Source organism: Pseudomonas bananamidigenes (assembly GCF_001679645.1).
In the GTDB taxonomy this organism is placed as follows: Bacteria; Pseudomonadota; Gammaproteobacteria; order Pseudomonadales; family Pseudomonadaceae; genus Aquipseudomonas; species Aquipseudomonas bananamidigenes.
This window is the reverse complement of sequence record NZ_LRUN01000035.1, coordinates 111286-133138: the sequence shown is the minus strand read 5'-3', so window position 1 is coordinate 133138 and position 21853 is coordinate 111286. Positions and strand designations below refer to the sequence as shown.

Sequence of the window (21853 nt, the reverse complement as noted above, 5' to 3'; positions counted from 1 at the left end):
CCCGCTCCCACAGGTATCCGGGAAGTGCTGCAAATTTCGGCATCATCCAAAAACTGTGGGAGCGGGCTTGCCCGCGAAGGCGTCTGGCCTGTCGACATCCATATTGACTAATTCACCGAAATCGCCAGCCAATCCAGTCCCCAAATCCCGCCCACAAAAAAGGGGACTTTCGTCCCCTTGCGGTATTGCCTTGCCAAGCTCGGCGTCTCAGTAAATATCCTTCGACAACAGAGTGAACGGCGTTTTCACCAGAATCTTCAGGTCCAGCCACAGCGACCAGTTGTTGATGTACTTGAGGTCGATCTCGACACGCTTTTCCATCTTGTCGAGGGTGTCGGTCTCGCCACGGCAACCGCTGATTTGCGCCAGACCGGTGATGCCCGGTTTGATTCGGTGACGGGCCATGTAGGCGAGGATCTTGCCCGAGTAATAGTTGTTGTGCGCCACGGCGTGCGGACGCGGGCCAACCAGTGCCATGTGCCCCTGCAACACGTTGAACAGCTGCGGCAGCTCATCCAGCGAAGTGCGACGGATGAACCGTCCGACGGCGGTGATGCGCGAGTCGTTGCGGCTGGCCTGTTTGACTTCATGGTCATCGTGCACGCGCATCGAGCGGAACTTCCAGACCTGAATCACCTTGCCGTTCCAACCATGGCGATCCTGTTTGAAGAATACCGGGCCGGGCGAACTGAGCTTCACCGCCAACGCGATCAGCAACAGCACCGGGCTCAACAGGATGATGGCCAGCAACGCGACGCTTTTCTCCATCAGGCTCTTGCTCAGGGCGGCGGTCGGGCGGCTGGTCAGCGGGCTTTCGTTGAGGTAGATCGCCGGCAGGCCGTCCACGACTTTCACCGAATGATTGAGCAGCGTCAGGCTGTTCAGATCCGGCACCCAGACCACGTCCACGTTGGCATCCAGCAGGTCGCCGTACATGGCTTCGATCTTCGCTGCCTCGGACAGCGACAGCGTGATGTACAGACGGCGGATATCGTGGCGTTTGATCAGATCCAGCAAGTCTTCCTGGGCACCGACGACCCGTGGTGCATCCGCGTCCAGCGCAGGCACGGTGCCGTTGCTGACCAGCCCCACCAGCGGCAGGTTTTCCTGTTCGCTGAGCTTCTTCGCCAGGCCCAGAGCCAGCTCGCCCGTGCCGACGATCAGGGTTTTGTGCTCGCTTTTGCGTGAGCGCTGGTAGTACTTGGAAAACGCGTGCAGGGGCGCATAGAGCAGCGCCTGACCGAGGAAACCGTACACCGCCCAGTCAAGAATCACCTGGCGCGAAAACAGCTCATCGGCCTTGCAGATGAACGCGATGAAAGTCAGCCCGGCCATGGTCATCGACCAGCCCATCAGCAACCGTCCCAGCCCGGTCAGGTAGTTGTCGCGTTTACGGTAGGCGCCGCTGAACGTGTAGGCCGGAACCGAAGCCAACACCGCCAGCATGGTGCACATCCGGTAATAGAACTCGACCGTCCCGGTGTGCTGTTCGGCCAATATGAACAACAGTGAAACAATAAAGCATTGTGCCAATGCCCATTGGCCCCAGAAGGTAAGTCCCTTGAGGCCTGTGTTTCGGTTGATACGTAGAGTGAGATCCATATGCGATATCCCCAAAAGACTTCCATTCAGGTTTCGACAGTTGAAATCCGAGTCGTCAATCAGACTTTTTTGTTGTAGGTGCCGGTGTCTCGAGGTAACAACATCGGAATGCCGAACTGTCGTCAGTGAATAGACTAAGTTATTGCGGGAAGATGCTGTCTGACGAGTTCTAACAAGATGGCATAGTGCCAAGCAATTGATGATGGAAATAGTCGAACGTTAGAAAAGGTCAAAAGGCAGGAGTGAACAAACAATACTCTGTTTGCTATCGTAGGAAGGGTGAGGAGGGAGGCATTACTGAATAAGGAAATTCCAACAAGCAAAGTGCTTTTTTATTTTTGTTGTTGCACTTGCTTCGGTCACTGGATGTGGAAACTGTGCTTAGGCGACAACTTCCTGGATCAGGCAATAACCGCGATTACGCACGGCGCGAAACAGTCGCTCACCGTTGCTGGCACTTTTGAACTTGTCTTGAAGACGACTCAGGCACATTTCCAGACCCCGATATTGCTCCGGTTCCCGGCCGATGCTGAGAATCAGATCGTCGCGACTGACAACGCGTTCTTCATGGTGCAGCATCTTTCTGACCAGTGCGGTTTCAAGGCCGGTTAGACTGATCTGGATATCCTCTCGAACGAGTACGCCTTGATCGTTGTCGAGATGCCAGGCTTCCGTGACCGGTCGGGGCGTGTCATTGACGTCCGAGTTGATTGCCGGGTTGTTCTGAAACGAATGTGTGGATTGTGCCGCCAGCCATTCGGATTCGAGCGTGGCCAATATGCGCTGGGTGTCATGTTCAATACGGCGAGCGACGCTTTTCCTTGTGCCGCGTGGGTAATTGAACTCCATGAGCGTGGGAGTGGAAGAGGGCGAAGCAACACCTTCAACAAACATTTGTGCCTGAGACGTACCGAACGAATTGAAACGCTCACTGGAGAGAATGCTCTCGAGTTCACGTTGAGACGCAGAGTTATTGGTCACGACCACAAAATATTTTCTTGGGAGGGTTGTACTGGTTTCCATGTCTCTCTCCTGAATAACGCACCAAATTTGGCTAAAAGGTAATCGGCAGACGAGTTATAACGCGCTCGGAATAATCGACAGGCAGGGTCTGGGCCCAATTATGGCCCGCGATAAGTTCCACTGGGTCTGCTTTCAGAGTAATGATTTATTGTTATGTTTAAGTGTTGCAGCGCTCATTCAAATGACAGCTTTTTATTGGATGGATATTGCAAATAAAGCGGTGAGACCGTGGAGTGTTGTAGCGTTGCATCAGACGTTCCCTCGTATGCTGCAAATGGTGATTTCCCTGACTCAGGCGGTCGAGATCAACCCCCTCATCAGACGGTAGCCATACCCGCGAATGCTCTGTATGGCGTTCGTACCGTACACGTCCTTGATTTTCCCACGCAAGCGGCTGATGGATTTTTCCAGCGCGCGAGGATCGTAGAAATGCGTGTTGAGCCCCATGATCCCGGCGATTTCGTCATGGCTGAGAATGTGATTGCTGGTTTGCGAAAACGCTTCCAGGATCTTCATCTCGGCAAAGGAAATGTCCAGTTTCCGGCTGGTGTCGGAGAGGCAGATACGGGTCGGGTCCAGTATCAGATCAATGTCACGCAACCATTCTTCACTGCTGAAGAATTCACTCAGCAACTCACCACCTTCGTCGGAAAGGGCGTTGAGTTTGATGCAGAAGTCTGCCCCGGCAAGATGGTATTTGATCTTGTTGTGGGCGCCACGACCGGTAATCACCGCACAAATGATCGGCGTCAAGTTTCCGGAACGCAGGTTTTCCACCAGCGCCAGATTATCTTCCAGGGCTTGCGGAGTATCGATGACGATGAAAATGGCTCGATAGAAGCCGTGATATTCGTTCGGCTGATATGAACTAGTGAAAGAGTCGGCATCCAGCGCCACGCCGGTCTGCACATGCCTGGCGATCAGCGCACTGAAGTGTTCGGCCACCGCACGGGTGCGCGCCAGGGCTAGAACACCTGGCGCGTCGTTTGTTTGGTGCGAGCTTCTAGTCGCTAAGTTCCCTGTAAGCATCATGCCTTGACTCGAAAAAGTGCGGACATCGGGATGTTAAAGCACCGGTTCTCATCTGTGACTGACAATTGGTAACATTCGCGCGATTTTTAGACGTGGCTCCCGAGTTTTCTAACAATAATTAAGCTTTTCAAGCTTTTAGTTGATTTTCTCGGGGTGCTGAACTAACGAAACGAACGTCGTTAAATGGTGGCGATGTGCAATGGTGCCACTATTTTGTAACTATGGCGACCGGTTTTTTATGTCCCATGGCCAGTACGGATTATCGCCTGAGCCGGGGGAGTGTGAGGTGGATCACATTTTAAGGGGCGAAGGTTATTTTGGCCACACCGTGAACAAGTTCACAGACAGACGATTATTAACATGCCTTGAGTGTGTCTTTTGATAAGACCTATTCTCCGTCACCGAATCGGGCAATGGCATTGATCTGCCCATTGTTTTATTTCAGATACCCATGCCTGAATGCAGTTGACCGGACGCTTATGAAGAGCGTTCTGACGGAGGATTGATGGATTTACTGACCTTGTTCAAGGTGTTGGTGTTAGGTGCGGTAGAAGGTCTCACCGAGTTCTTGCCCATTTCCAGTACGGGCCACCAGATTATCGTTGCCGACTTGCTCGACTTCGGTGGTGAACGCGCCATGGCGTTCAACATCATTATTCAACTGGGCGCCATTCTGGCGGTGGTCTGGGAGTTTCGTCCGAAGATCTTCGAAATCGTCAAAGGCCTGCCGACCCAACGCAATGCACAACGCTTCACCGTCAATTTGCTGATCGCGTTCTTTCCGGCCGTGATTCTCGGCGTGTTATTCGCCGATGCCATTCATCATTATCTGTTTAACCCGATCACCGTCGCGGTCGCGTTGGTGGTGGGCGGTATCGTGATGTTGTGGGCCGAAAAGCGGAACCATGTCGTGAGTGTCGAACATGTCGACGACATGGCCTGGTCCGACGCATTGAAGATCGGCTGCGTCCAGTGCCTGGCGATGATTCCCGGCACCTCGCGCTCCGGCTCAACCATCATTGGCGGCCTGCTGTTCGGCCTGTCGCGCAAGGCCGCCACGGAGTTCTCGTTCTTCCTGGCCATGCCGACCATGGTCGGCGCGGCGGTGTACTCCGGCTACAAATACCGCGACCTGTTTCAGGCCGGCGACCTGCCTGTCTTCGCCTTGGGCTTCGTCACCGCATTCATCTTCGCGATGATCGCCGTGCGCGGCTTGCTCAAGTTCATCGCGAACCACAGCTACGCCGCGTTCGCCTGGTACCGGATTGCGTTTGGTTTGCTGATCCTGGCGACGTGGGTGTTTGGCTGGGTGAACTGGACGGAAGCGGCGGCCTGACAGCCCGCCGCCGCAGGTCGGGCCTCAGCGCCCGGCCAGCAACTCCGCCGCCTGATCCAGCAACGCCAGCGGATCCTTGGCCTTGTGAATGTCCACCGACAACAACTGCCGAAACTTGCGCGCCCCCGGGAACCCGGTACCCAGGCCCAGCACATGGCGCGTGATGTGATGCATCGCCCCGCCAGTCGCCAGATGCTCGGCAATATAAGGCCGTAGTTGCGCCAACGCCTCGGCCCGGGTGATCACCGGCGCCGAACTGCCGAACAACTGCTGATCCACCTCGGCCAGCAGATACGGATTGTGATAAGCCTCACGGCCCAGCATCACCCCGTCAAAGGTCTGCAAATGCTCATGGCAGGCCTCCATCGTCTTGATCCCGCCGTTCAGAATGATCTCCAGCTCCGGAAAATCCGCCTTCAATTGCGCCGCCACGTCATAACGCAGCGGCGGGATGTCCCGGTTCTCCTTCGGCGACAACCCCTCCAGAATCGCAATCCGCGCATGCACCGTAAAACTGGTGCACCCGGCATCCCGCACCGTGCCGACGAAATCGCACAGCTCCTCATAACTGTCTCGCCCATTGATCCCGATCCGGTGCTTCACCGTCACTGGAATCGACACCGCATCACGCATCGCCTTCACACAATCCGCCACCAACTGCGGATGCCCCATCAGGCACGCACCGATCATATTGTTCTGCACCCGATCACTCGGGCAGCCAACGTTCAGATTCACCTCGTCGTAACCGTGCTCCTGCGCCATGCGCGCACAAGCAGCCAGGTCCAGCGGAACACTACCGCCCAACTGCAACGCCAGCGGGTGCTCGGCTTCGTTGTGACGGAGGAAGCGTTCGTGATCGCCGTTGAGCAGAGCGCCGGTGGTGACCATTTCGGTGTAGAGCAGGGCGTTTTTCGACAGGATGCGCAGGAAGTACCGGCAATGGCGGTCAGTCCAATCCATCATCGGCGCGACGGAGAAACGGCGGGAGAGTGGGGCGGGTGTGGCGGTGATTGGGGGCATTGGGGGTACGGAATCGGTGTGGCTGGGAGGTGGGGGAGTTTATCAGGATTGAGATGAGTGGGTTTGCAGATGCTCTTCCATAGCATTCAGGACATTTGAGACTGCCTTTTCAATAAATTGACTAGCTTGGGGTGGCGATTTGATGGCTAAACCTCTATTTTCTAGACCAACAAACCACAAATCTGTGAAAGGAAAAGCAATGGACGCTCAGCAAGAAAAGGTCTTTTTTGACGAACGTGAAGTAAAGGTTACCAACAGCCGGTTCATCCTTCCGGGGCAAAAGACGTTCGCGATGAGCGGAGTAACGGCCGTGAAAACCTCCCAAATTAATCCTAACCGAACTTGGCCCGTACTGCTGATCGTCCTCGGGGCAATTATTGGTTATAACAAAGGTATCAATGCCGTTGCCGTAGTTTTGTTTTGTGCAGGCTTTGCTTGGTTTTTTATGCAGAAGACCATCTACACAATCGTTCTCACTACGTCCTCTGGAGAACAACAGGCGCTGCAAGATGTGGATCTCTCTTGGATTTCCAGGATCGTTGGCGCGCTAAACGATTCCATTATTCATCGTGGATAAGTCGTTGACAAAAAAAGGTGGCGGTGACGAGCTGTAATAAGTTTGGCAAAATGGGACAGGTTTATTTGTTTTAGGATAAATAAAACTGTCCTCATTGTTTTATGGTTCTAAGGGGGAGTTGTATCGCGGTTCTTGTTTGTGATCAGTGGATGCCTGTTTTAGGTGGATAGGTGTTCTTCAAATTTTGTTGTTAAGGTTCTTTGATATCTCTTTCCAGATATATCCATAGCTGTACCGAAGCCAAAGGATTTTAAATTTGTCAAAAGCTCGACGCACTCTGCTTTTTTGGCGAGCTTTCAGTTCTTTTTCTATTTCTTCCAACAACCACTCATCCTTGAACCCCGTCCAAATAGGCGGTACTGGCGTCTCAAGATTGCCAAAACACACGGGAGCTACTTCTGAATATAGTATGTCTTCAACAATTTCCAGATCGTAGGATTTAACTCGCTCCGCGATGTATGCATAGTCGACCTCGTTGTCAACAAAGGCTTCAGCCAATGCTATCTGGATCTTGGCCTTATCTTCCGGAGTTAAAATACTTCCCAATGGGAAAGCTCCTCTAATTCTTCGTCAAAGGTATCTGCGACCACGCTTCCGGCAATGCCACCTGCCATGCTGCCTATTAAAACCACAGCTACGGCGCATGCTGGTGCGGCCGGGCCGCAAATTGCGCTCACGCCCAGGCCTGCAAGGAAGCCGCCGGCGGCGCCCGCTCCAAGAATTGTTGCTTGTCGCGCGGTTTCTTTTACTTTGTTGTCGGCGTTCAGTATTTCATAGGTAGCAAGGGCGGCTGTCATGATGATCCCAACCTTGCCCATGACGGTCATGATTTTTGTGCCCGCCGTAAATTTAGCGTTATCTCGGCCTGAGCCTTCGAGCGCTTTATAAAGCACTTCTTTTTGCTGTGTCTTTGACAGTTGGTTGTAGTTTTTCTTGAAGCCGGTTTGAGATTTCTCATCGAGAATTTCAGCGTGTGTTTTCCCGCCTTTTTTCTTGTTTTCGGCAACTGCGACACCTTGGGTGGAGGTGAATTTGCGGTGTTCAAACATTATTTTGTTGCGCATTTCGTTGGTGAATTTTGTAGCGTCTTCAACGGTAATGTTTCCGGCTCTTACATCTGCTAATACCTGTTGTGCCATTCGTTTGATATTGCGCTGATAGCTGGCGCGGACGCGTTCGTCTTTGATCGCGTCGATCGAAAAGCGTGTGGCAGCGCCTTCCATTCCCGCGATGGCCATTTCAAGTGGAGACTGGCTGAGAGTGTGTTCACTTTTGACAATATAAGAGCCGGTTACTAGGTACGGTTCGGTCATGAGAAGTCCTTATCCCAAGATGTCTTTTAGCAGTGCGTCGATGCTTGATGTAGTGCAGGTGTTTTCGTGCTCTGCGAATGCGAGCGTATGGCATATTTTGCCGGTCGGGTTGGCAAATCGGACGGTGTTATTTGAGTCGAAGGCGCCGGTCATTGATGAGCCGTCATCAAAATGCGCGGTGCATGTGAATCCTTCATAGCTTTCAGATGCGGGGATCTTAAAGCCGATCCAGTTCCCATGAACGATCATCGGGGTAGGTGGCGTAAACGGCGCAGGTGTATGTGAGTCGCCGATAATCACTGTTCCCGATCCGCCGATCACAACGTCTCCATGTGAACCGACTGTACCGACCAGCGCGGCATTTTTGCCGTTGATGAATACAGTGCCGGACACGGCGGAGGCCAGTGCGCTGCCGCAGGTGCAGGTGTCGCCCATCCTGGCTGCTGCGAGACCGTCGAAGAACACGTCGGGGGATCCGGAGGCAATGGCTTTGGGGCCGTGTCCGGGCATGGGGCAACTGGTGGGATCGGTGAGGCGTGCGGCGGGCTTTGCCATGATTGACTCCCTGTCAATGAATTAGCCGAGACGGACTGTATCAGACTTGCTTTGGCGGGTGTCTGACGGCGACTTGCTCGGTGTATGTCGCCAATATAAACAGCGAAATCCAAGAGTGTTTAAACGACGCTCTCTGAGACGACTTTGGCCCTACACAACCTTGCGCGACCCCCTACGCCTAAGACAGAATCCGCCGGCTTGTGCGTCTAGACCGTGGCTTTTATCGTTCTCGGGTCACTGAAAACCAGTGATCGGGTTTGGTAGCCCGCTTCGTTCTAGACTCATGGCGTCTCCATGTGCAGTCCTTTTCAGGACTCGGATTTCATGGTGGTCATGCGTGGGGCCCATTCGTGGGCGCCGGGTTCTAGTGCGACCGGTCTACCAACCCGCGTATGGCCGCCACCCAACGTTTGGTAGCGAATGGGTGATGGTTCCTTTTGGTAATCGCGCTAGAGGATTCATCCATGATCAAACCAACCCCAAACCCACCCGAAACCGATCCAGTCTCCCCCTACAAATTCCCCGATTCCAGAACCCTCAACGAAGCCGCCGAACGCGCCCTCGACCATTACCTCACCCCGCAACAACGCATCATGGGCAGTCACACCGAACACGACCCGATGTTCCTGGCCAACCCGGCCTACACCAGCGAATCCCTGCTGGCCAACGCCAGCGAGTCCCTCGATTCCGCCAGTGAAATGCTCAGCAACTTCGCTGCCATTCTTGAACCTGGCCACCGCAAAACCGCGCTGGGCATTGCGCAGGTGGTGATGGTGGCGGGGCTGGCGGTGAATCAGGCGCTGGATCACGTCGAGCCGAAGTCGTAAGTGCGAGCACCTTCCGTGGCGAATGCCGCCACGGGAGGGCCGTGTTTCTTCAGAATTCTTCAATCCTGACGACAACTTACCCATTCCATTCCGCGTCTTTGAGTCGTTCATGAAAAAACTAGTTGTCGTGATGTTCGCCGTCCTGTTTCTCGCAGGCTGTGCCAATCAGAAGTTCAAACCCGAATACCGCACCCAGATCCATACGGTGAAAGTCCTTCCGGTGACCTGGAGCTTCAAGGAAATGACCTACATGGGCCGCGAGCAGGCCTGGGGCGCTGCAATCGGGGCCGGTGTCGGCGCGGGTGTCGGGATGGCGTCCCATGCCGGTAAGCTGGGCACGGCGGCGCTCAGTGGGGCCGGGTTTGCGGCGGGGTTGAAGGCCGGGGACCTGGCGTCGATGTCTACGGTCGAGGCGATTCAGTACAACATGACGAGTGCCGATATCGACCTGGGCAAACTGGTCAAGAAGGGGTTCGAGGATCAACTGGCGGCCAGTGGTCGTTTCAAGATCGTCGCCGATAATGAGCCAGCCGATGCGCAGATCGAGTTGACTGTGGTCACCTGGGGCTTTGCGCTGACGCAAGGTTTCAGCAGTGTGGTGTATCCGACGATTGCCGTGAACGGTGCCCTGAAGCGTGGCGATGAGTTGATCTGGCAGCGCAAGGAGCCGATCACTCCGTTCAACGGTGCCAACACCTATGGTTACGAGCCGCTGCGTTATCGCACCGAGCCGGAGCTGGTCCGTGAGGCGTTGACCGGTATTTCGCAGATTGCCGGCAGCTATCTGGTCAAGGATCTGAACGAGTAATCACGGGTTTCGCTGAACCCGCGCTGTCGATGGCGAAAGTTTCATGTTGTCGGCGCGCGGGGGCGCCTAGGATGCAGCGATAAGATCGTTTCATCCAAGGGGAGCCGTGCCATGAGTGCCCATGTCGTCAAAGTGCTGTTGATTGCTGCAGCTGTCTCGGTATTGAGTGCCTGTTCGGGCTCCGGTGGGTTGACCACCACCAGTTGTTTTTCTTCGGATTGCCAGTCGCCGGAAGGGCGAGCCAGCGCCAATACGCTGAAGTTCGGCGGCACCGGTATCGGTGCCAGTCTCAACCAGTACAGCTCCGGCATGTTGCATGACGATTGATGGTTCAAGACTGAACTTGTGGTGAGGGAGCTTGCTCCCGCCGGGCGCGCAGCGACCCTTGTTTTACCTTGTAAGCAGGGGGCCTGCTGCGCAGTCCAGCGGGAGCAAGCTCCCTCACCACAGAGTTATTGGCAGGCATTTTTTTACTGCGGCCCTGCCAGCCACTCGCCAATCACCTTCTGATATTTCCCGGTCACCTTGCTCAGGTGCAGCCACTGATCGACATACAGCTTCCAGCTCATGTCATCACGGGGCAGCAGGTAGGCCTTTTCCCCGTACTGCATGAACTGCTCCGGGTTGACCGCGCACAAACCGGGTTTCTGTTTCTGTTGATACCGCGCTTCGGAAGCGTCGGTGATCATCACGTCGGCCTTGTTGTCGAGCAGTTGCTGGAAGATCGTCACGTTGTCGTGCAACGCAAGTTGCGCCTTGGGCAGGAAGGCGTGGACGAAGGCTTCGTTGGTGCCGCCGGCGGGTTCGACCAGACGCACGTTCGGCTGGTTGATCTGCTCGACGGTCTGGTACTTCGATTGGTCGGCGCAGCGCACCAGCGGGATCTTGCCGTCGACGTCGAGGGTGTTGCTGAAGTAGGCCTTTTTCTGCCGTTCCAGGGTGACCGAAATCCCGCCCATGCCGATGTCGCATTTGCCGGCCTGCATGTCCGGCATCAGGGTTTTCCAGGTGGTCTGCACCCACTCGATCTTCACGCCGAGGCTGTCGGCCAGGGATTGCGCCATGGCGATGTCGATGCCTTCGAAACCGCCGTCTTCGCGTTTGAAGGTGTAGGGCTTGTAGTCGCCGGTGGTGCAGACGCGCAATTGGCCTTGTTGTTGGATGGTGTCCAGGTGCGAGGCTGGCTCTTGCGCATGGGCGGTGCCGGCCAGCGCCAGAATACCGCAGAAGATCATCGTGTTTTTTCGAATGGTCATTGTGATCGGGCTTGTGCAGTGGGAGTGCGGGCCAGTGTAGTGAAAGGGTTTGCCGGGTGTCATCCCGCGTCCGGCCCGAGCGTTCCCAGCCACGCCACCAGTGCCACGATCAACAGCGCCATCCCGAGTTCCACTGACACGCTTCGGCGCAGCGCGTTGGCTGCGACTTGATGCTGGCCGTCGCGCAACGATTGTTCCAGCGACGGGCCAAGGTGAAAGCGGTTCAGTGCCGCCAGCACCAGCATGCCGGCAAACAGCACAACCTTGATCGCCAGCAGTATTCCGTAAGTGCTGAGCAGGATTTCGCCCAGCTTCGGGCCGACGATGAACAGGTAGTTGAGCACGCCGGTCACTGAGAGGATGAGCACAATCGCCGCGCCCACGCCTTCGAAACGTTTGACGGCATCGGCCAGCTTACGAATACGCGCTTCACTGAACAGCGCGTCGATCCGCGACATCAAGATCAACGCCATCATCGCGCCCATCCACGCCCCCGCCGCGAGCAGGTGCAGGATGTCGCTCAGCAGATGCCAGGCGCCATCCATCGCACCGTGCCCGCTCCAGGCCAGAGAGGCGAGGATAAGTGCGCCGGCCATCGATGCCGGCCACATTCCCGGCCAGATCATCACGACGACCAGTGCAAGCATCCGCACCGCCCACGCCACGCCGACATCGGTCTCGAACAGCATCATTTGCAGGTGCGGCCACAGCGCGGCGAGTTCGGTTTCGCCACTCATGGTGCGGGTCATCAGTACCAGTCCCGCCACGGACAGCACCGCGCCGATCAATGCCATTCCGCGCAGCATCGGCCGAAACCGCAGCATCGCGCCAACGTTGTACACCCCGAACAACGCCACCCCGAACAACAACAGCAAATCCACGTACAACGCCATCCGCAGGAGGATGTTGATCAGGTCGGCCATCGGTCACTTCACTTTGAACGTGACGTTGCCGGTGATCGGGTGCGTGTCCGACGACACCGCGCGCCATTCGACCTGGTAGGTGCCGGCGGGCAAGGGCGCGAGCGGGGTGACGAGCATGGTTTTCGGGTCGCTGCCGGCGCTGACTTTGGCCTTCATCGGCATCGGTGAGTGGGCCATGCCGGGCATTTCGGTCATCACCAGTCTGGCGCCGGAGAACTGGGTCATCAGGTTTTCGGAAAAGTGCAGTTCGATTTTCTCCGGTGATGCTCCGTCTGCGCCTTCGGCCGGAGTCGACGACAGCAGTTTCGGATGGGCCTGGGCCAAGGTACTCAGAAGCAAACCGCTGGCGAGGACGAGGGAAATTTTCAATGGGCGCATGCAAGACCTCTGTGTTGTTTTTTGAAGGGATTCAGAACCACATCCGCACACCAAGGACGAGTCGCGCTTCGCTGCGATCCTCGCCTTCTTCCCGTGCGTAATCGGCGGTGTTGCCGTAGGTGCGATTCCAGGTCACGCCGATGTACGGCGCGAATTCACGGCGGATTTCATAGCGCAGACGCAAGCCGGCCTCGGTGTTCGCCAGGCCGGAACCCAGGCCTCGTTGCGGATCGTTTTTGCCGTAGACATTGAGTTCGGCGGTCGGCTGCAGGATCAGGCGATTGGTCAGCAGGATGTCGTAGTCGCCCTCCAGCCGCACCGCGCTCTGGCCGTTTTCGCCGAGGAACGCCGTGGCTTCGGCTTCGAAGTTGTACAGCGCCATGCCCTGCACACCGAACGCGGCCCAGGTTTGCGGGGCGCCGGGTTTGAAGTCCTGGCGCACGCCGCTGACCACTTCCCACCACGGCGAAATCGCATGGCCCCACAGCGCCTGGATTTCCGCGTCTTCGGTCTTGCCGTTGCTGCGTTCGCCCTCGGAGCGCAGCCACAGGCGATCGATGTCGCCACCGATCCAGCCGGACACATCCCAGGCCAGCGTGCTGGCGTCGTCGGCGTTCTGCCATTCGAGTTTGTCGGCGAGAAAGTAAGTATTGAGGGCGCTGTCGTGGATCTGATGTCCAGCGTGGCTGGTGAACATGGCGGCGCGGTCAGCGTCGGTCAACGTCGGAATCGGCGTGCGGCTTTCGGTCGGTGCGGCGGGCTGCATCATGCCGTCGTCCATGCCTTGCAGATCACCCATTTGACTGTGATCCATGCCTTGCATGTCAGCCATCCGGCTGTGATCCATGCCCTGCATGTCGCCGGCGGCGAAGGCCTGGGACATCGACAGGAGCGACAACGAAAACGCGGCAAATCGAGTCATGGTCGGCGTCCTCATTCTTCCACCCGCACTTCACGGAACATGCCCATTTCCATGTGATAGAGCAGATGACAGTGAAAGGCCCAACGGCCCAGCGCATCGGCGGTGACGCGGTAAGTGCGGCGGGTGCCGGGCGGCATGTCGATGGTGTGTTTGCGCACCTGGAAATTACCGTTTTCGTCTTCCAGATCGCTCCACATGCCGTGCAGGTGAATGGGGTGGGTCATCATGGTGTCGTTGACCAGAATCAGGCGGATGCGCTCGCCGTATTTCAGGCGCAGGGGCTCGGCGTCGGAGAACTTGATGCCGTTGAACGACCAGGCGAATTTCTCCATGTGGCCGGTCAGGTGCAGTTCGATGGTGCGGCCCGGGTCGCGGCCGTCGGGGTCTTCGAAGGTGCTGCGCAGGTCGGCGTAGGTCAGTACACGGCGACCGTTGTTGCGCAGGCCGAGGCCGGGGTCGTCGAGTTTCGGCGCGGTGGTCATGGCTTGCATGTCCACCAATGGGTTGTCTTTTTCGCTGTCGGGGTGCGACTGCATCGGGCCCATGTTCATGCCGGCGTGGTCCATGCCACTCATGTCGCTCATGTCCATCGAACCATGATCCATGCCGCCCATGCCCATGTCGTCCATGGTCACCAGCGGTCGCGGGTCCGGCGCCGGTACCGGGGCCGACAAACCGGCGCGGGCGGCGAGGGTGCCTCGGGCGTAACCGGTGCGGTCCATGGCCTGGGCGAACAAGGTATAGGCGTCGGCGGCGGGCTCGACGATCACGTCATAGGTTTCCGCCACGGCGATGCGCAGCTCGTCGACGGTCACCGGTTTGACGTGCAAACCGTCGGCGGCGACCACGGTCATTTTCAAGCCGGGAATGCGCACGTCGAAGTAGGTCATGGCCGAGCCGTTGATCAGCCGCAGGCGCAGTTTTTCGCCGGGGCGGAACACCCCCGTCCAGTTGCCATCGGGAGCGTGCCCGTTCATGAGGAAGGTGTAGGTGGCGCCGCTGACATCGGCAATGTCGGTGGGATTCATCTTCATCTGCGCCCACATCGTGCGATCGGCGACGGTGGCGCCCCAGCCTTTTTCGCCGACGTCATGGATGAAATCGCCGACGGTGCGCTTGTGGTAGTTGTAGTAGTCGGACTGCTTTTTCAGGGTCTTCATCAGGCTGGCCGGGTCTTCGTCGGTCCAGTCGCTGAGCATCACCACATGCTCGCGGTCGTACTGGAACGGCTCCGGTTCCCGGGCATCGATCACCAGCGGCCCGTAGACGCCGGCTTGCTCCTGCAACCCGGAATGGCTGTGATACCAGTAGGTGCCGTGCTGGCGCACCTTGAATCGATAGACGTACACGCCACCGGGCTCGATGCCCTTGAAGCTCAGGCCCGGCACGCCGTCCATGTTGGCCGGCAGCAGAATGCCGTGCCAGTGGATCGAGGTATCGGCCTTGAGTCGGTTGCGTACCCGCAGTGTCACGGTGTCGCCTTCGCGCCAGCGCAGCAGGGGACCGGGGACGCCGCCGTTGATGGTCATCGCGCTACATGGCTGGCCGGTGAAGTTGACCGGGGTTTCGCCGATGAACAGCTCGAAGTCGGTGCCGTTCAGTTCGTTGAGCGGGCCGGAACCGTTCAAGGCCCAGACCGGGGCGCGCCACAGGCCGAGGCCGCCAAGCAGACCGCCGGCGGCCAGGCCTTTGACGAAGGTGCGTCTTGAGGTGTTGGAAAGCATGCGCTGGAAGTCCCCGTTTGACCAATGACGGGGAGGCTAACCAGCGGCAGCTTTCAGTTGGCTGAGGCGCGGATTACAGTTGCGTCAGGTTCGGCGACCGAGGTTGTCCGCCAGCACCCTTGCCCGTTGCGATGCGGCGAACCGTGAATCGCGATCCACCTCATCACCGAAGATCGTTTTTTCAACGATCAGCGCATGCACATCGCTGACGCCGATAAATTCCAGCCACGCTTCCACGTACGGTTTCTGAAAGTCGAACCGCTCGGCCGGTGTGATCGACTGCGCCGAAAAATCCATTCCCCGCGCATACGCCACCACGGCTTGTTTGCCCATCAGCAAACCCTGTAATCCACGCTCCGGATCGAAGCTGAAGAGAATGTCTTTCTGCGACACCAGGTCGATGAAGTGCTTGAGCTTGTAGGGAATGCTGAAATTCCACAGCGGCACCGAAAACACCAGCACATCGGCCCGGTGCAGGTGGGCGGCGAGGTTTTCGAGGGTCTGCCAGGCCGACTGCTGCGATGGCGTCAGCGGCGTACCGCTCAGGCCCGCGTATTTGGCGTTCATCGCCTCGGCGTCGAATTCCGGCAGTTGCAGGTTCCAGAGGTCGAGCGTGCAGACCTGGGTCTGCGGATGATTGTTTCGATAGCGTTCGATGAAACTGCGCGCCACCTCCATGGATGCGGAGCGCTGTTTACGGGGGGAGCATTCAATGTGCAGGAGCGTGGTCACGGTGGGCCTCGACGTTCGGGTAGAAGGCGAGGCATTGCAACATAGATCGTTTATTACTATAAATCGTAAATAAATCGCTGATTGATCACGTATCAAACTATGTTCGATGTCCTGTTGTTGAAGACTTTTGTCACCGTTGTCGACGAGGACGGTTTCAGCCGTGCCGCCGAAAAACTGCACCTGACCCAATCGGCGGTCAGCGGTCATCTGCGACGGTTGGAGGAGCAGATCGGCAAGCCGCTGCTCAAGCGCACCACGCGCTCCCAGCAATTGACCGCAGATGGCGAGCGGCTCATCGCCCATGCCCGCACGATTCTGGCGTTGAACCGCGACGCCTGGGCACAGCTCACGCGCACCCCGTTTCAAGGGCGGGTGCGGATCGGCGTATCGGAGGATTTTGTCGAGCCTCGGCTATTGCGGGCGCTGCAGGAATGCGCGGCGCAGCATCCGGGCATGCAGATCGATGTGCAGGTGAATATTCCCGGTACGTTGTTGAACCAGATGAAACAGGGGGATCTGGAACTGGTCATCGGCTCGCTGTGCGAGACCCGGGAGCCAGGGTTGTTGCTGTGGCAGGAGCCGCTTGTGTGGGCCTGGGCGGCACAACCGGTCACCCGATTGCCGACGCCGTTGCCGCTGGCGCTGTTCCCCGAACCTTGCCCGTATCGCGAAGCCGCGCTGACCCGCCTGGCACAGGCCGGCATTGCCCAGCGCACGGCGATGCTCTGCACCAGCAGCGCCGGTTTGCGTGCGGCTGCGCTGGCCGGGTTCGCGGTGGCACCAATGGCCGCCAGCCAGTTGGGGCAGGGGCTGGCGGCACTCGGTGTGGAGGCGGGGTTGCCGGTGTTGCCGGATGCTGAATTTCGACTGTTTACGGCGAGCCATGCCGATCCGCAGATGATCGAAACGGTCTCCCGGGTGATCGTCGACTTTTGCTCGACACGACGACAGTGACGCGTCCTACAACCCGAGTCCTTCCTGAACCACCAGCAGCAGGTTGTTTTCGGTCAAGGCAATGGCATCCAGTTGTGGCCCGGTCTCGAGGGTCTGCAACCACCAGTGACTCTCGCCGTGTTCATCGACGGTGCGCAGCAGCGATGTTTCCTTGCCCGGCAGATTGATCTGCACACGGCCGGCGCCGTCTTCGGTGAAGCGGGCGATGGGGTCGAACGTCAGGCTATGGTGATTGGCTTCGATGACCAATTGATCGATGGCGTAGTCGTGGGTTTCGCCATCCGGTGAACTTTCGCAGACATGGGTAGGATTTCGCCGAATCTTCAGGCCCACCTCGGTCACCGGTTGCAACCAGCCTTCGATTCGGTGGTACAAAGCGTAGACCTGAGCAGGCCAGCAATCGATTTCCAGTTCGGCGCAGGTGACTTCGTCAGCATGGGTTTGCCGTGTCTGTTTGAGTTTCGCGGCGAGTTCGTCTGCTTTACTCATGTCGGTTCCCTGTGGTGAATGCAACAGCATGGTAGTCCTTTCAAAGTAATGCAGGTTTTGCCTTGCGTCATGCGCCTGCAACACTCGCATGACTCAATCAGTCCCTGACCACTTGACGGTCAGACCACAAAAACCATGGACGCAAGCGTCCCAAGGAACGGGAAGATGAAAAAGCTTTTTACAATTATGGCGCTGATTGCGCTGACGGTCGGTAGCATCGGCCTGAGTTCGGCGCGCCAGTCACACGCCAGCAAGGCACCGACCGAGTCGGTGGCGGGTGTGTTCGATTATTACCTGCTGACGCTGTCCTGGTCGCCGACGTTCTGCCTCACCCACAAGGACGACCCGCAGTGCACCGGCAAGGGTTACGGTTTTGTCCTGCATGGCCTGTGGCCGCAATACGCCAAGGGCGGCTGGCCGGAATCCTGCCCGCCGCTGACCACGCTCTCGGCCGCTGAAACGCAGAAAGGTCTGACGCTGTTTCCGACAAAGAAACTGCTCGATCACGAATGGAGCAAACACGGCACCTGCAGCGGCCTCGGGGCGATGGGTTATTTCGATGAAGCGGACAAAGCCGTGGCGGCGGTGAAAATCCCGGAAGAGCTGCAACCGTTCAGCAACTCCTACTACTTCCAGGCGCAGGAAATCGCCGACCTGTTCCGCAAGAACAATCCCGGCATCCCGGCCGACGGCATCGCCGTGATCTGCAGCGGCCCGGAACTCTCGGAAGTGCGCGTGTGCATGGGCAAGGACCTGCAATTCGGTGCATGCGGCAAGGGTGTGAAGACCCAGTGCCGGTCGGGGGATATCCGGGTACCGCCGTCGCGATAACGCAATCGGTTGTTGCTCATCAAGAAACAGGCGCCTTTTCAGGCGCCTGTTTTTTTTGCGTGCCGATTTGATCGGCGTCGCGACTTTGTTCATGCTGCGCGCCCCATGGATGATGACGCGATACTGCAAGGAGCTTTTTCATGAGCGGAAAACCCGCTGCCCGAGTGACCGACCCGACGGCCTGTCCTTTGCCGGGGCATGGCACCAACCCGATTGTCAGTGGCTCGCCGAACGTGAATTTCGACGGGTTGCCCGCTGCGCGAATGACGGACAAGTCGGCGTGCGGCAGTCCGATTACCGGTGGTGTTTCTTCGACGGTTTTTATCAACGGCCTGAACGCCGCCACCCTGGACAGCACCGGTGGTCACGGGAATGTGGTCATTGGTGGATCCGGCACGGTCCTACATGATCCAGCGTGCGGACGGCCGGATGGAGCACGGTGTATCCGATGCTGGCGGCTTCACCCACACGATCAGTTCGCATCTTCCGGAATCCATCAAACTGTTTCTGGAGGAATGAGGCATGTGTGCGGAAACGGTTACGTGCGAGAAGGGCAACAATTACAAGCTGCACAAGGAACATACGCTGACAGACAAGAAAGACGTCAGTGTGAAGACTGTTCCGGTGGAGAGTACCAAGGCGGTTGTGTTTTTTGTGGGAGGTGCGGGGGATAAGGAGAGTTACTATTTTTCTGGTCCGTATAGAAATATCCAGGGAGCTCAACAGCGCTTTGATAAACGAACCGAAGAACTCGCGAAGCAGGGAAAATACAGATCGGAGTGGCTAGGGTATAACGAGGTCAGAGGAAAAAAAGATATTCAGAGATGTGTCTTAAATCTTATCCCGTACAAAAGTTGCCCAATCTATGTTGTGGGTCACAGCCTGGGGGGATGGAACGGTGCGCATCTGACAAAAATCATGTCGGATTGGGGTTACCGGATTCAGATGTTGATTACCCTTGATCCAGTGGGAGAGGGCGCTTTGGTCTGGTTGGGTTCCGATATATATCGCGAGCGTCCTGAACCCGTCTCCGCTGACTGGATCAACATCAAAGCGACACCCAGTCAAAGAGATCCATCGGACGGCGTGGCAGACTTTGGCGAAAAATGGCAAGTGTCCTGCGGCCCCTCACTAAACGTAAGCGTCGACACGAATCATGCAAATGCACTGTGGCTGTTTAACGCGCCGATAGCTGGAACAAAATCAGCGAGCGACCTTTTGTATGATTCAATCATGGAGGAGTTTTCTTAATGCATAAGTTTATACTTTGCGCATTTTTGGTCGCCTGTACGGGATGTGCTAAAGATCATTCAAAGCCTCCCGCCAATCTAAGCTTCACCTCTGTCGACAGGAAAAGTGGATCGTTGCTTTACGATATAAGGTATAGGTCTGATATTGATGTTCTGGATCTTTTTGGCCGAGGGGAAAGAGTCGGAATGGCTTCTGGAAGTCTTGAGTGCGCTTTGGCGGATGATACGGATTTTTCGGTTGATAAAGCGATTCAGTTTTCTGCAGTTGGTTTGGTTGAGTCTGACAAAGGTGAAGGGCGTGATGGCAGTTTTTCGTACATTACCAACGCGTTTCTGGTTGAAACGTATAACAACCGTAGTTCACAAAGGCACTTGCCAACAAGCGAGCTGAACCAACTCCTCTCAGACAAACAACAAATCCCCTGCAAAGTCGTCGTCACCGCTTACGGCTACAAACCCTACTACTCGAACACCATGAACATCCCGGTCGCGGACCTGCTGCGGGAGGTCAACAAGCCTTGAGCCGGCTTGAGGTGCGGAGCCTGAAAAAATAAATCGCCGCGCAGGTCATCCATTTCCACTGCGCGCCGATATCTACGGGGTCGGGATGGTCCCGGTGGCACTTGGTTGCCCCGTACAATCCGGTGGGCTACGCTCACCAAACACAAGGGTTTCGGGCCTTTGCCCCTGTCGTACCTGCCCAGGACACGCTTTTGCCTATCCCTATTCACGATCCGCATCAGGCCCCCGGCGGCACACTCAAGCGTTTACCGCTGCGCAAGGCAGCGGCGCTGTTCATTGTTGGTGTGTGCCTGTGTCTGTCCGGTCTGCTGTATTTGCAAATCGAACAGTCGCGTCGGCAGGATCTGGCGAACGCACAGATGGCTTCGGCCAACCTGACCCGGGCGATGGCGCAGCAGGCCGAAGACACCTTTCTGGCTGCCGATCTGGTGATGACCAGCCTGGTCGACTGGATTCAGGAGGACGGCTATGGCGCGGCGCAGAGGCCGCGACTGCAAAGAACCTTCGCGCGCCGGGTGCAGCAGCTGGAACAGTTGCACGGCATGTTTCTGTTCGATCGCGAAGGGCAGTGGGTCATCACCTCGTTCCCGGATCTGCCGCGTGGCAACGGTGTGGCCGATCGCGAATACTTCAAATATCACCAGCAGAACGTTTCATCCGTGGCGCACATCGGCCCGGCGATCCGCAGTCGCGAGAACGGTGAGTGGGTCATCCCGATTTCCAAGCGAGTGAACGATCACGCCGGCAACTTTCAGGGCGTGCTGATGGCCGGCATCAAGATGTCGTACTTCGATCAATTCTTCAAAAGCTTCAGCCTGGACGACAACGGCACCATGTTCCTCGGCCTGACCGACGGCACCTTGCTCGCCCGGCGGCCGTTCGACGAGGCGTTGATCGGCACCTCGCTGGCCAAGGGCGAGATCTATCAGACGCTGCTGCCCAATGCTTCTGCCGGCACGGCGATGATCGATTCGGTGGTGGACGGAGTCACGCGGCTGTACGGTTATCGGCAACTGGCTGCGTACCCGCTGGTGGTTTCCGCTTCGACATCGCGGGACACGATTCTTGCGGGCTGGCATGACCGGGCCTTTCAATCCAGCGTGATCGTGGCGCTGGTGATGCTCGGTGTAGGGCTGTTCGGTTGGGTGTTCATCCATCAGGTGCGCGACGGCGAGCGGATCGAGAAGAATCTGATCAAAGCCCAGCGCGCGCTCGAGCAGATCGCCACCCACGACAGTCTCACCGGGCTGGCCAACCGGCGTCTGTTCGAGCGCTCGCTGGAGACCGAGTTTGCCCGTGGTGCACGGCAGTCGAGCCCGGTCAGCCTAATCATGCTCGATATCGATTTCTTCAAACGCTACAACGATGCCTACGGCCATGTGGCCGGCGACCATTGTCTGACGCAAGTCGCCCAGGTGGTGAGGAACTGCTGCCAGCGCAAGTCCGATCTGGCCGTGCGCTACGGCGGCGAGGAGTTCGCGGTGCTGTTGCCGGACACCGACATCAACGGCGCGCTGGCGATTGCCGGGCAGATCCGCCGCAGCGTCATGGACAAACACATCACCCACAGCGGCTCGCCCTCCGGTTATCTCACGGTGAGCCTGGGCTGCTATTCCTTCATTCCGCTGGGCAACGACAGCCCGGAGCTGTTCATCCAGCGCGCCGATGCGGCGCTGTATCAGGCCAAGAACGCCGGACGCAATCGAGCGGCGGTGTTGTCGATGGACGTCGGCGTCGGCGAATTGCTGCGTTCGGATCGCTGATCGCAAAAGACTTCAG

General features: G+C 57.3%; 26 protein-coding genes and 1 pseudogene. 12 read left to right on the top strand and 15 right to left on the bottom strand.

Features of this window, described 5'->3' with window-relative positions:
- Positions 1 to 207: 207 nt before the first annotated feature.
- The 3 genes from BBF94_RS13130 to BBF94_RS13120 all read right to left on the bottom strand — a co-directional run bounded on the left by BBF94_RS13130 (position 208) and on the right by BBF94_RS13120 (position 3657).
- Complete coding sequence (locus BBF94_RS13130; RefSeq protein WP_065259450.1) at positions 208 to 1602, bottom strand: undecaprenyl-phosphate glucose phosphotransferase; 1395 nt, start codon at positions 1600 to 1602, stop codon at positions 208 to 210.
- Between the two features lie 381 nt (positions 1603 to 1983).
- Positions 1984 to 2625 carry a winged helix-turn-helix domain-containing protein gene (locus BBF94_RS13125; RefSeq protein WP_065259449.1) on the bottom strand — a complete coding sequence of 214 codons (642 nt, stop codon included), beginning with the start codon at positions 2623 to 2625 and terminating at the stop codon, positions 1984 to 1986.
- A gap of 291 nt (positions 2626 to 2916) precedes the next feature.
- Positions 2917 to 3657, bottom strand: coding sequence for a winged helix-turn-helix domain-containing protein (locus BBF94_RS13120; RefSeq protein WP_065259448.1), 741 nt, complete (start codon positions 3655 to 3657; stop codon positions 2917 to 2919).
- A gap of 505 nt (positions 3658 to 4162) precedes the next feature.
- Between BBF94_RS13120 and BBF94_RS13115 the strand changes: the two genes are divergently transcribed.
- Positions 4163 to 4993 (top strand): undecaprenyl-diphosphate phosphatase, encoded by an 831-nt coding sequence (locus tag BBF94_RS13115; RefSeq protein WP_065259447.1) that lies wholly within the window; start codon positions 4163 to 4165, stop codon positions 4991 to 4993.
- Between the two features lie 24 nt (positions 4994 to 5017).
- Here the strand turns inward: BBF94_RS13115 and dusA are convergent, their stop codons facing one another.
- Complete coding sequence (dusA, locus tag BBF94_RS13110) at positions 5018 to 6013, bottom strand: tRNA dihydrouridine(20/20a) synthase DusA (RefSeq protein ID WP_082302399.1); 996 nt, start codon at positions 6011 to 6013, stop codon at positions 5018 to 5020.
- Between the two features lie 199 nt (positions 6014 to 6212).
- Here dusA and BBF94_RS13105 point away from each other — a divergent pair, with 199 nt between their 5' ends.
- A complete protein-coding gene (locus BBF94_RS13105) occupies positions 6213 to 6590 on the top strand; it encodes a DUF6232 family protein (protein ID WP_065259445.1) in 378 nt (125 codons plus the stop codon).
- A gap of 177 nt (positions 6591 to 6767) precedes the next feature.
- Here BBF94_RS13105 and BBF94_RS13100 read toward each other — a convergent pair whose 3' ends face one another.
- Genes BBF94_RS13100 through BBF94_RS13090 form a run of 3 tightly spaced genes read right to left on the bottom strand, consistent with a single transcriptional unit; the run spans position 6768 to position 8458 of the window.
- On the bottom strand, positions 6768 to 7136 hold the full coding sequence (locus BBF94_RS13100) for a DUF7079 family protein (protein ID WP_065259444.1): 369 nt from the start codon (positions 7134 to 7136) through the stop codon (positions 6768 to 6770).
- Entirely contained in the window at positions 7121 to 7903 is a 783-nt protein-coding gene (locus BBF94_RS13095) for a hypothetical protein (protein WP_065259443.1), read from the bottom strand. Before BBF94_RS13095 ends, BBF94_RS13100 begins: the two co-directional genes overlap by 16 nt.
- A 9-nt stretch (positions 7904 to 7912) precedes the next feature.
- Entirely contained in the window at positions 7913 to 8458 is a 546-nt protein-coding gene (locus BBF94_RS13090; protein WP_065259442.1) for a PAAR domain-containing protein, read from the bottom strand.
- A 464-nt stretch (positions 8459 to 8922) separates the two neighbouring features.
- Between BBF94_RS13090 and BBF94_RS13085 the strand changes: the two genes are divergently transcribed.
- The 3 genes from BBF94_RS13085 to BBF94_RS13075 all read left to right on the top strand — a co-directional run bounded on the left by BBF94_RS13085 (position 8923) and on the right by BBF94_RS13075 (position 10420).
- A complete protein-coding gene (locus BBF94_RS13085; RefSeq protein WP_065259441.1) occupies positions 8923 to 9285 on the top strand; it encodes a DUF6124 family protein in 363 nt (120 codons plus the stop codon).
- Positions 9286 to 9394: 109 nt separating this feature from the next.
- Positions 9395 to 10093 carry a hypothetical protein gene (locus BBF94_RS13080; protein WP_065259440.1) on the top strand — a complete coding sequence of 233 codons (699 nt, stop codon included), beginning with the start codon at positions 9395 to 9397 and terminating at the stop codon, positions 10091 to 10093.
- Between the two features lie 111 nt (positions 10094 to 10204).
- A complete protein-coding gene (locus BBF94_RS13075; RefSeq protein WP_065259439.1) occupies positions 10205 to 10420 on the top strand; it encodes a hypothetical protein in 216 nt (71 codons plus the stop codon).
- A gap of 143 nt (positions 10421 to 10563) precedes the next feature.
- Here the strand turns inward: BBF94_RS13075 and BBF94_RS13070 are convergent, their stop codons facing one another.
- The 6 genes from BBF94_RS13070 to BBF94_RS13045 form a co-directional block, all read right to left on the bottom strand.
- Positions 10564 to 11349, bottom strand: a complete 786-nt coding sequence (locus BBF94_RS13070) for a transporter substrate-binding domain-containing protein (RefSeq protein WP_176704454.1) — start codon at positions 11347 to 11349, stop codon at positions 10564 to 10566.
- 59 nt (positions 11350 to 11408) lie between these two features.
- Entirely contained in the window at positions 11409 to 12272 is an 864-nt protein-coding gene (gene copD, locus BBF94_RS13065; RefSeq protein ID WP_065259437.1) for a copper homeostasis membrane protein CopD, read from the bottom strand.
- A 3-nt stretch (positions 12273 to 12275) separates the two neighbouring features.
- Positions 12276 to 12650: a copper homeostasis periplasmic binding protein CopC gene (gene copC / locus BBF94_RS13060; protein WP_065259436.1), complete on the bottom strand. Its 375-nt coding sequence runs from the start codon at positions 12648 to 12650 to the stop codon at positions 12276 to 12278.
- 31 nt (positions 12651 to 12681) lie between these two features.
- On the bottom strand, positions 12682 to 13572 hold the full coding sequence (locus BBF94_RS13055) for a copper resistance protein B (protein ID WP_065259435.1): 891 nt from the start codon (positions 13570 to 13572) through the stop codon (positions 12682 to 12684).
- Positions 13573 to 13583: 11 nt separating this feature from the next.
- A complete protein-coding gene (locus tag BBF94_RS13050; RefSeq protein ID WP_065259434.1) occupies positions 13584 to 15296 on the bottom strand; it encodes a copper resistance system multicopper oxidase in 1713 nt (570 codons plus the stop codon).
- Between the two features lie 84 nt (positions 15297 to 15380).
- Positions 15381 to 16028, bottom strand: coding sequence for an FMN-dependent NADH-azoreductase (locus BBF94_RS13045; protein WP_065259433.1), 648 nt, complete (start codon positions 16026 to 16028; stop codon positions 15381 to 15383).
- A 99-nt stretch (positions 16029 to 16127) separates the two neighbouring features.
- Between BBF94_RS13045 and BBF94_RS13040 the strand changes: the two genes are divergently transcribed.
- Positions 16128 to 16982, top strand: coding sequence for a LysR family transcriptional regulator (locus BBF94_RS13040; RefSeq protein ID WP_065259432.1), 855 nt, complete (start codon positions 16128 to 16130; stop codon positions 16980 to 16982).
- A 6-nt stretch (positions 16983 to 16988) separates the two neighbouring features.
- On the opposite strand, the gene BBF94_RS13035 is transcribed toward BBF94_RS13040, so the two are convergent.
- Entirely contained in the window at positions 16989 to 17471 is a 483-nt protein-coding gene (locus BBF94_RS13035) for a hypothetical protein (RefSeq protein ID WP_065259431.1), read from the bottom strand.
- A 165-nt stretch (positions 17472 to 17636) separates the two neighbouring features.
- Here BBF94_RS13035 and BBF94_RS13030 point away from each other — a divergent pair, with 165 nt between their 5' ends.
- Positions 17637 to 18302 carry a ribonuclease T2 gene (locus BBF94_RS13030; RefSeq protein WP_065259430.1) on the top strand — a complete coding sequence of 222 codons (666 nt, stop codon included), beginning with the start codon at positions 17637 to 17639 and terminating at the stop codon, positions 18300 to 18302.
- Between the two features lie 19 nt (positions 18303 to 18321).
- Here the strand turns inward: BBF94_RS13030 and BBF94_RS28240 are convergent, their stop codons facing one another.
- Entirely contained in the window at positions 18322 to 18444 is a 123-nt protein-coding gene (locus BBF94_RS28240) for a hypothetical protein (protein ID WP_263970166.1), read from the bottom strand.
- Between BBF94_RS28240 and BBF94_RS13025 the strand changes: the two are divergent.
- The 5 genes and pseudogenes from BBF94_RS13025 to BBF94_RS13010 all read left to right on the top strand — a co-directional run.
- Positions 18443 to 18706: pseudogene (locus BBF94_RS13025) on the top strand (PAAR domain-containing protein); the annotation flags it as partial. The gene BBF94_RS28240 and the pseudogene BBF94_RS13025 overlap by 2 nt on opposite strands.
- Positions 18675 to 18821 carry a hypothetical protein gene (locus BBF94_RS28165; RefSeq protein WP_225875052.1) on the top strand — a complete coding sequence of 49 codons (147 nt, stop codon included), beginning with the start codon at positions 18675 to 18677 and terminating at the stop codon, positions 18819 to 18821. The pseudogene BBF94_RS13025 and the gene BBF94_RS28165, both read left to right, overlap by 32 nt.
- A 3-nt stretch (positions 18822 to 18824) precedes the next feature.
- The gene (locus tag BBF94_RS13020) at positions 18825 to 19553 is read left to right on the top strand and encodes an alpha/beta fold hydrolase (RefSeq protein ID WP_065259429.1); all 729 of its coding nucleotides are present in this window, start codon (positions 18825 to 18827) and stop codon (positions 19551 to 19553) included.
- On the top strand, positions 19553 to 20074 hold the full coding sequence (locus BBF94_RS13015; protein ID WP_065259428.1) for a hypothetical protein: 522 nt from the start codon (positions 19553 to 19555) through the stop codon (positions 20072 to 20074). The genes BBF94_RS13020 and BBF94_RS13015 overlap by 1 nt, the downstream gene beginning before the upstream one ends.
- Before the next feature lie 191 nt (positions 20075 to 20265).
- A complete protein-coding gene (locus BBF94_RS13010) occupies positions 20266 to 21837 on the top strand; it encodes a sensor domain-containing diguanylate cyclase (RefSeq protein WP_065259427.1) in 1572 nt (523 codons plus the stop codon).
- Positions 21838 to 21853 lie beyond the last annotated feature (16 nt).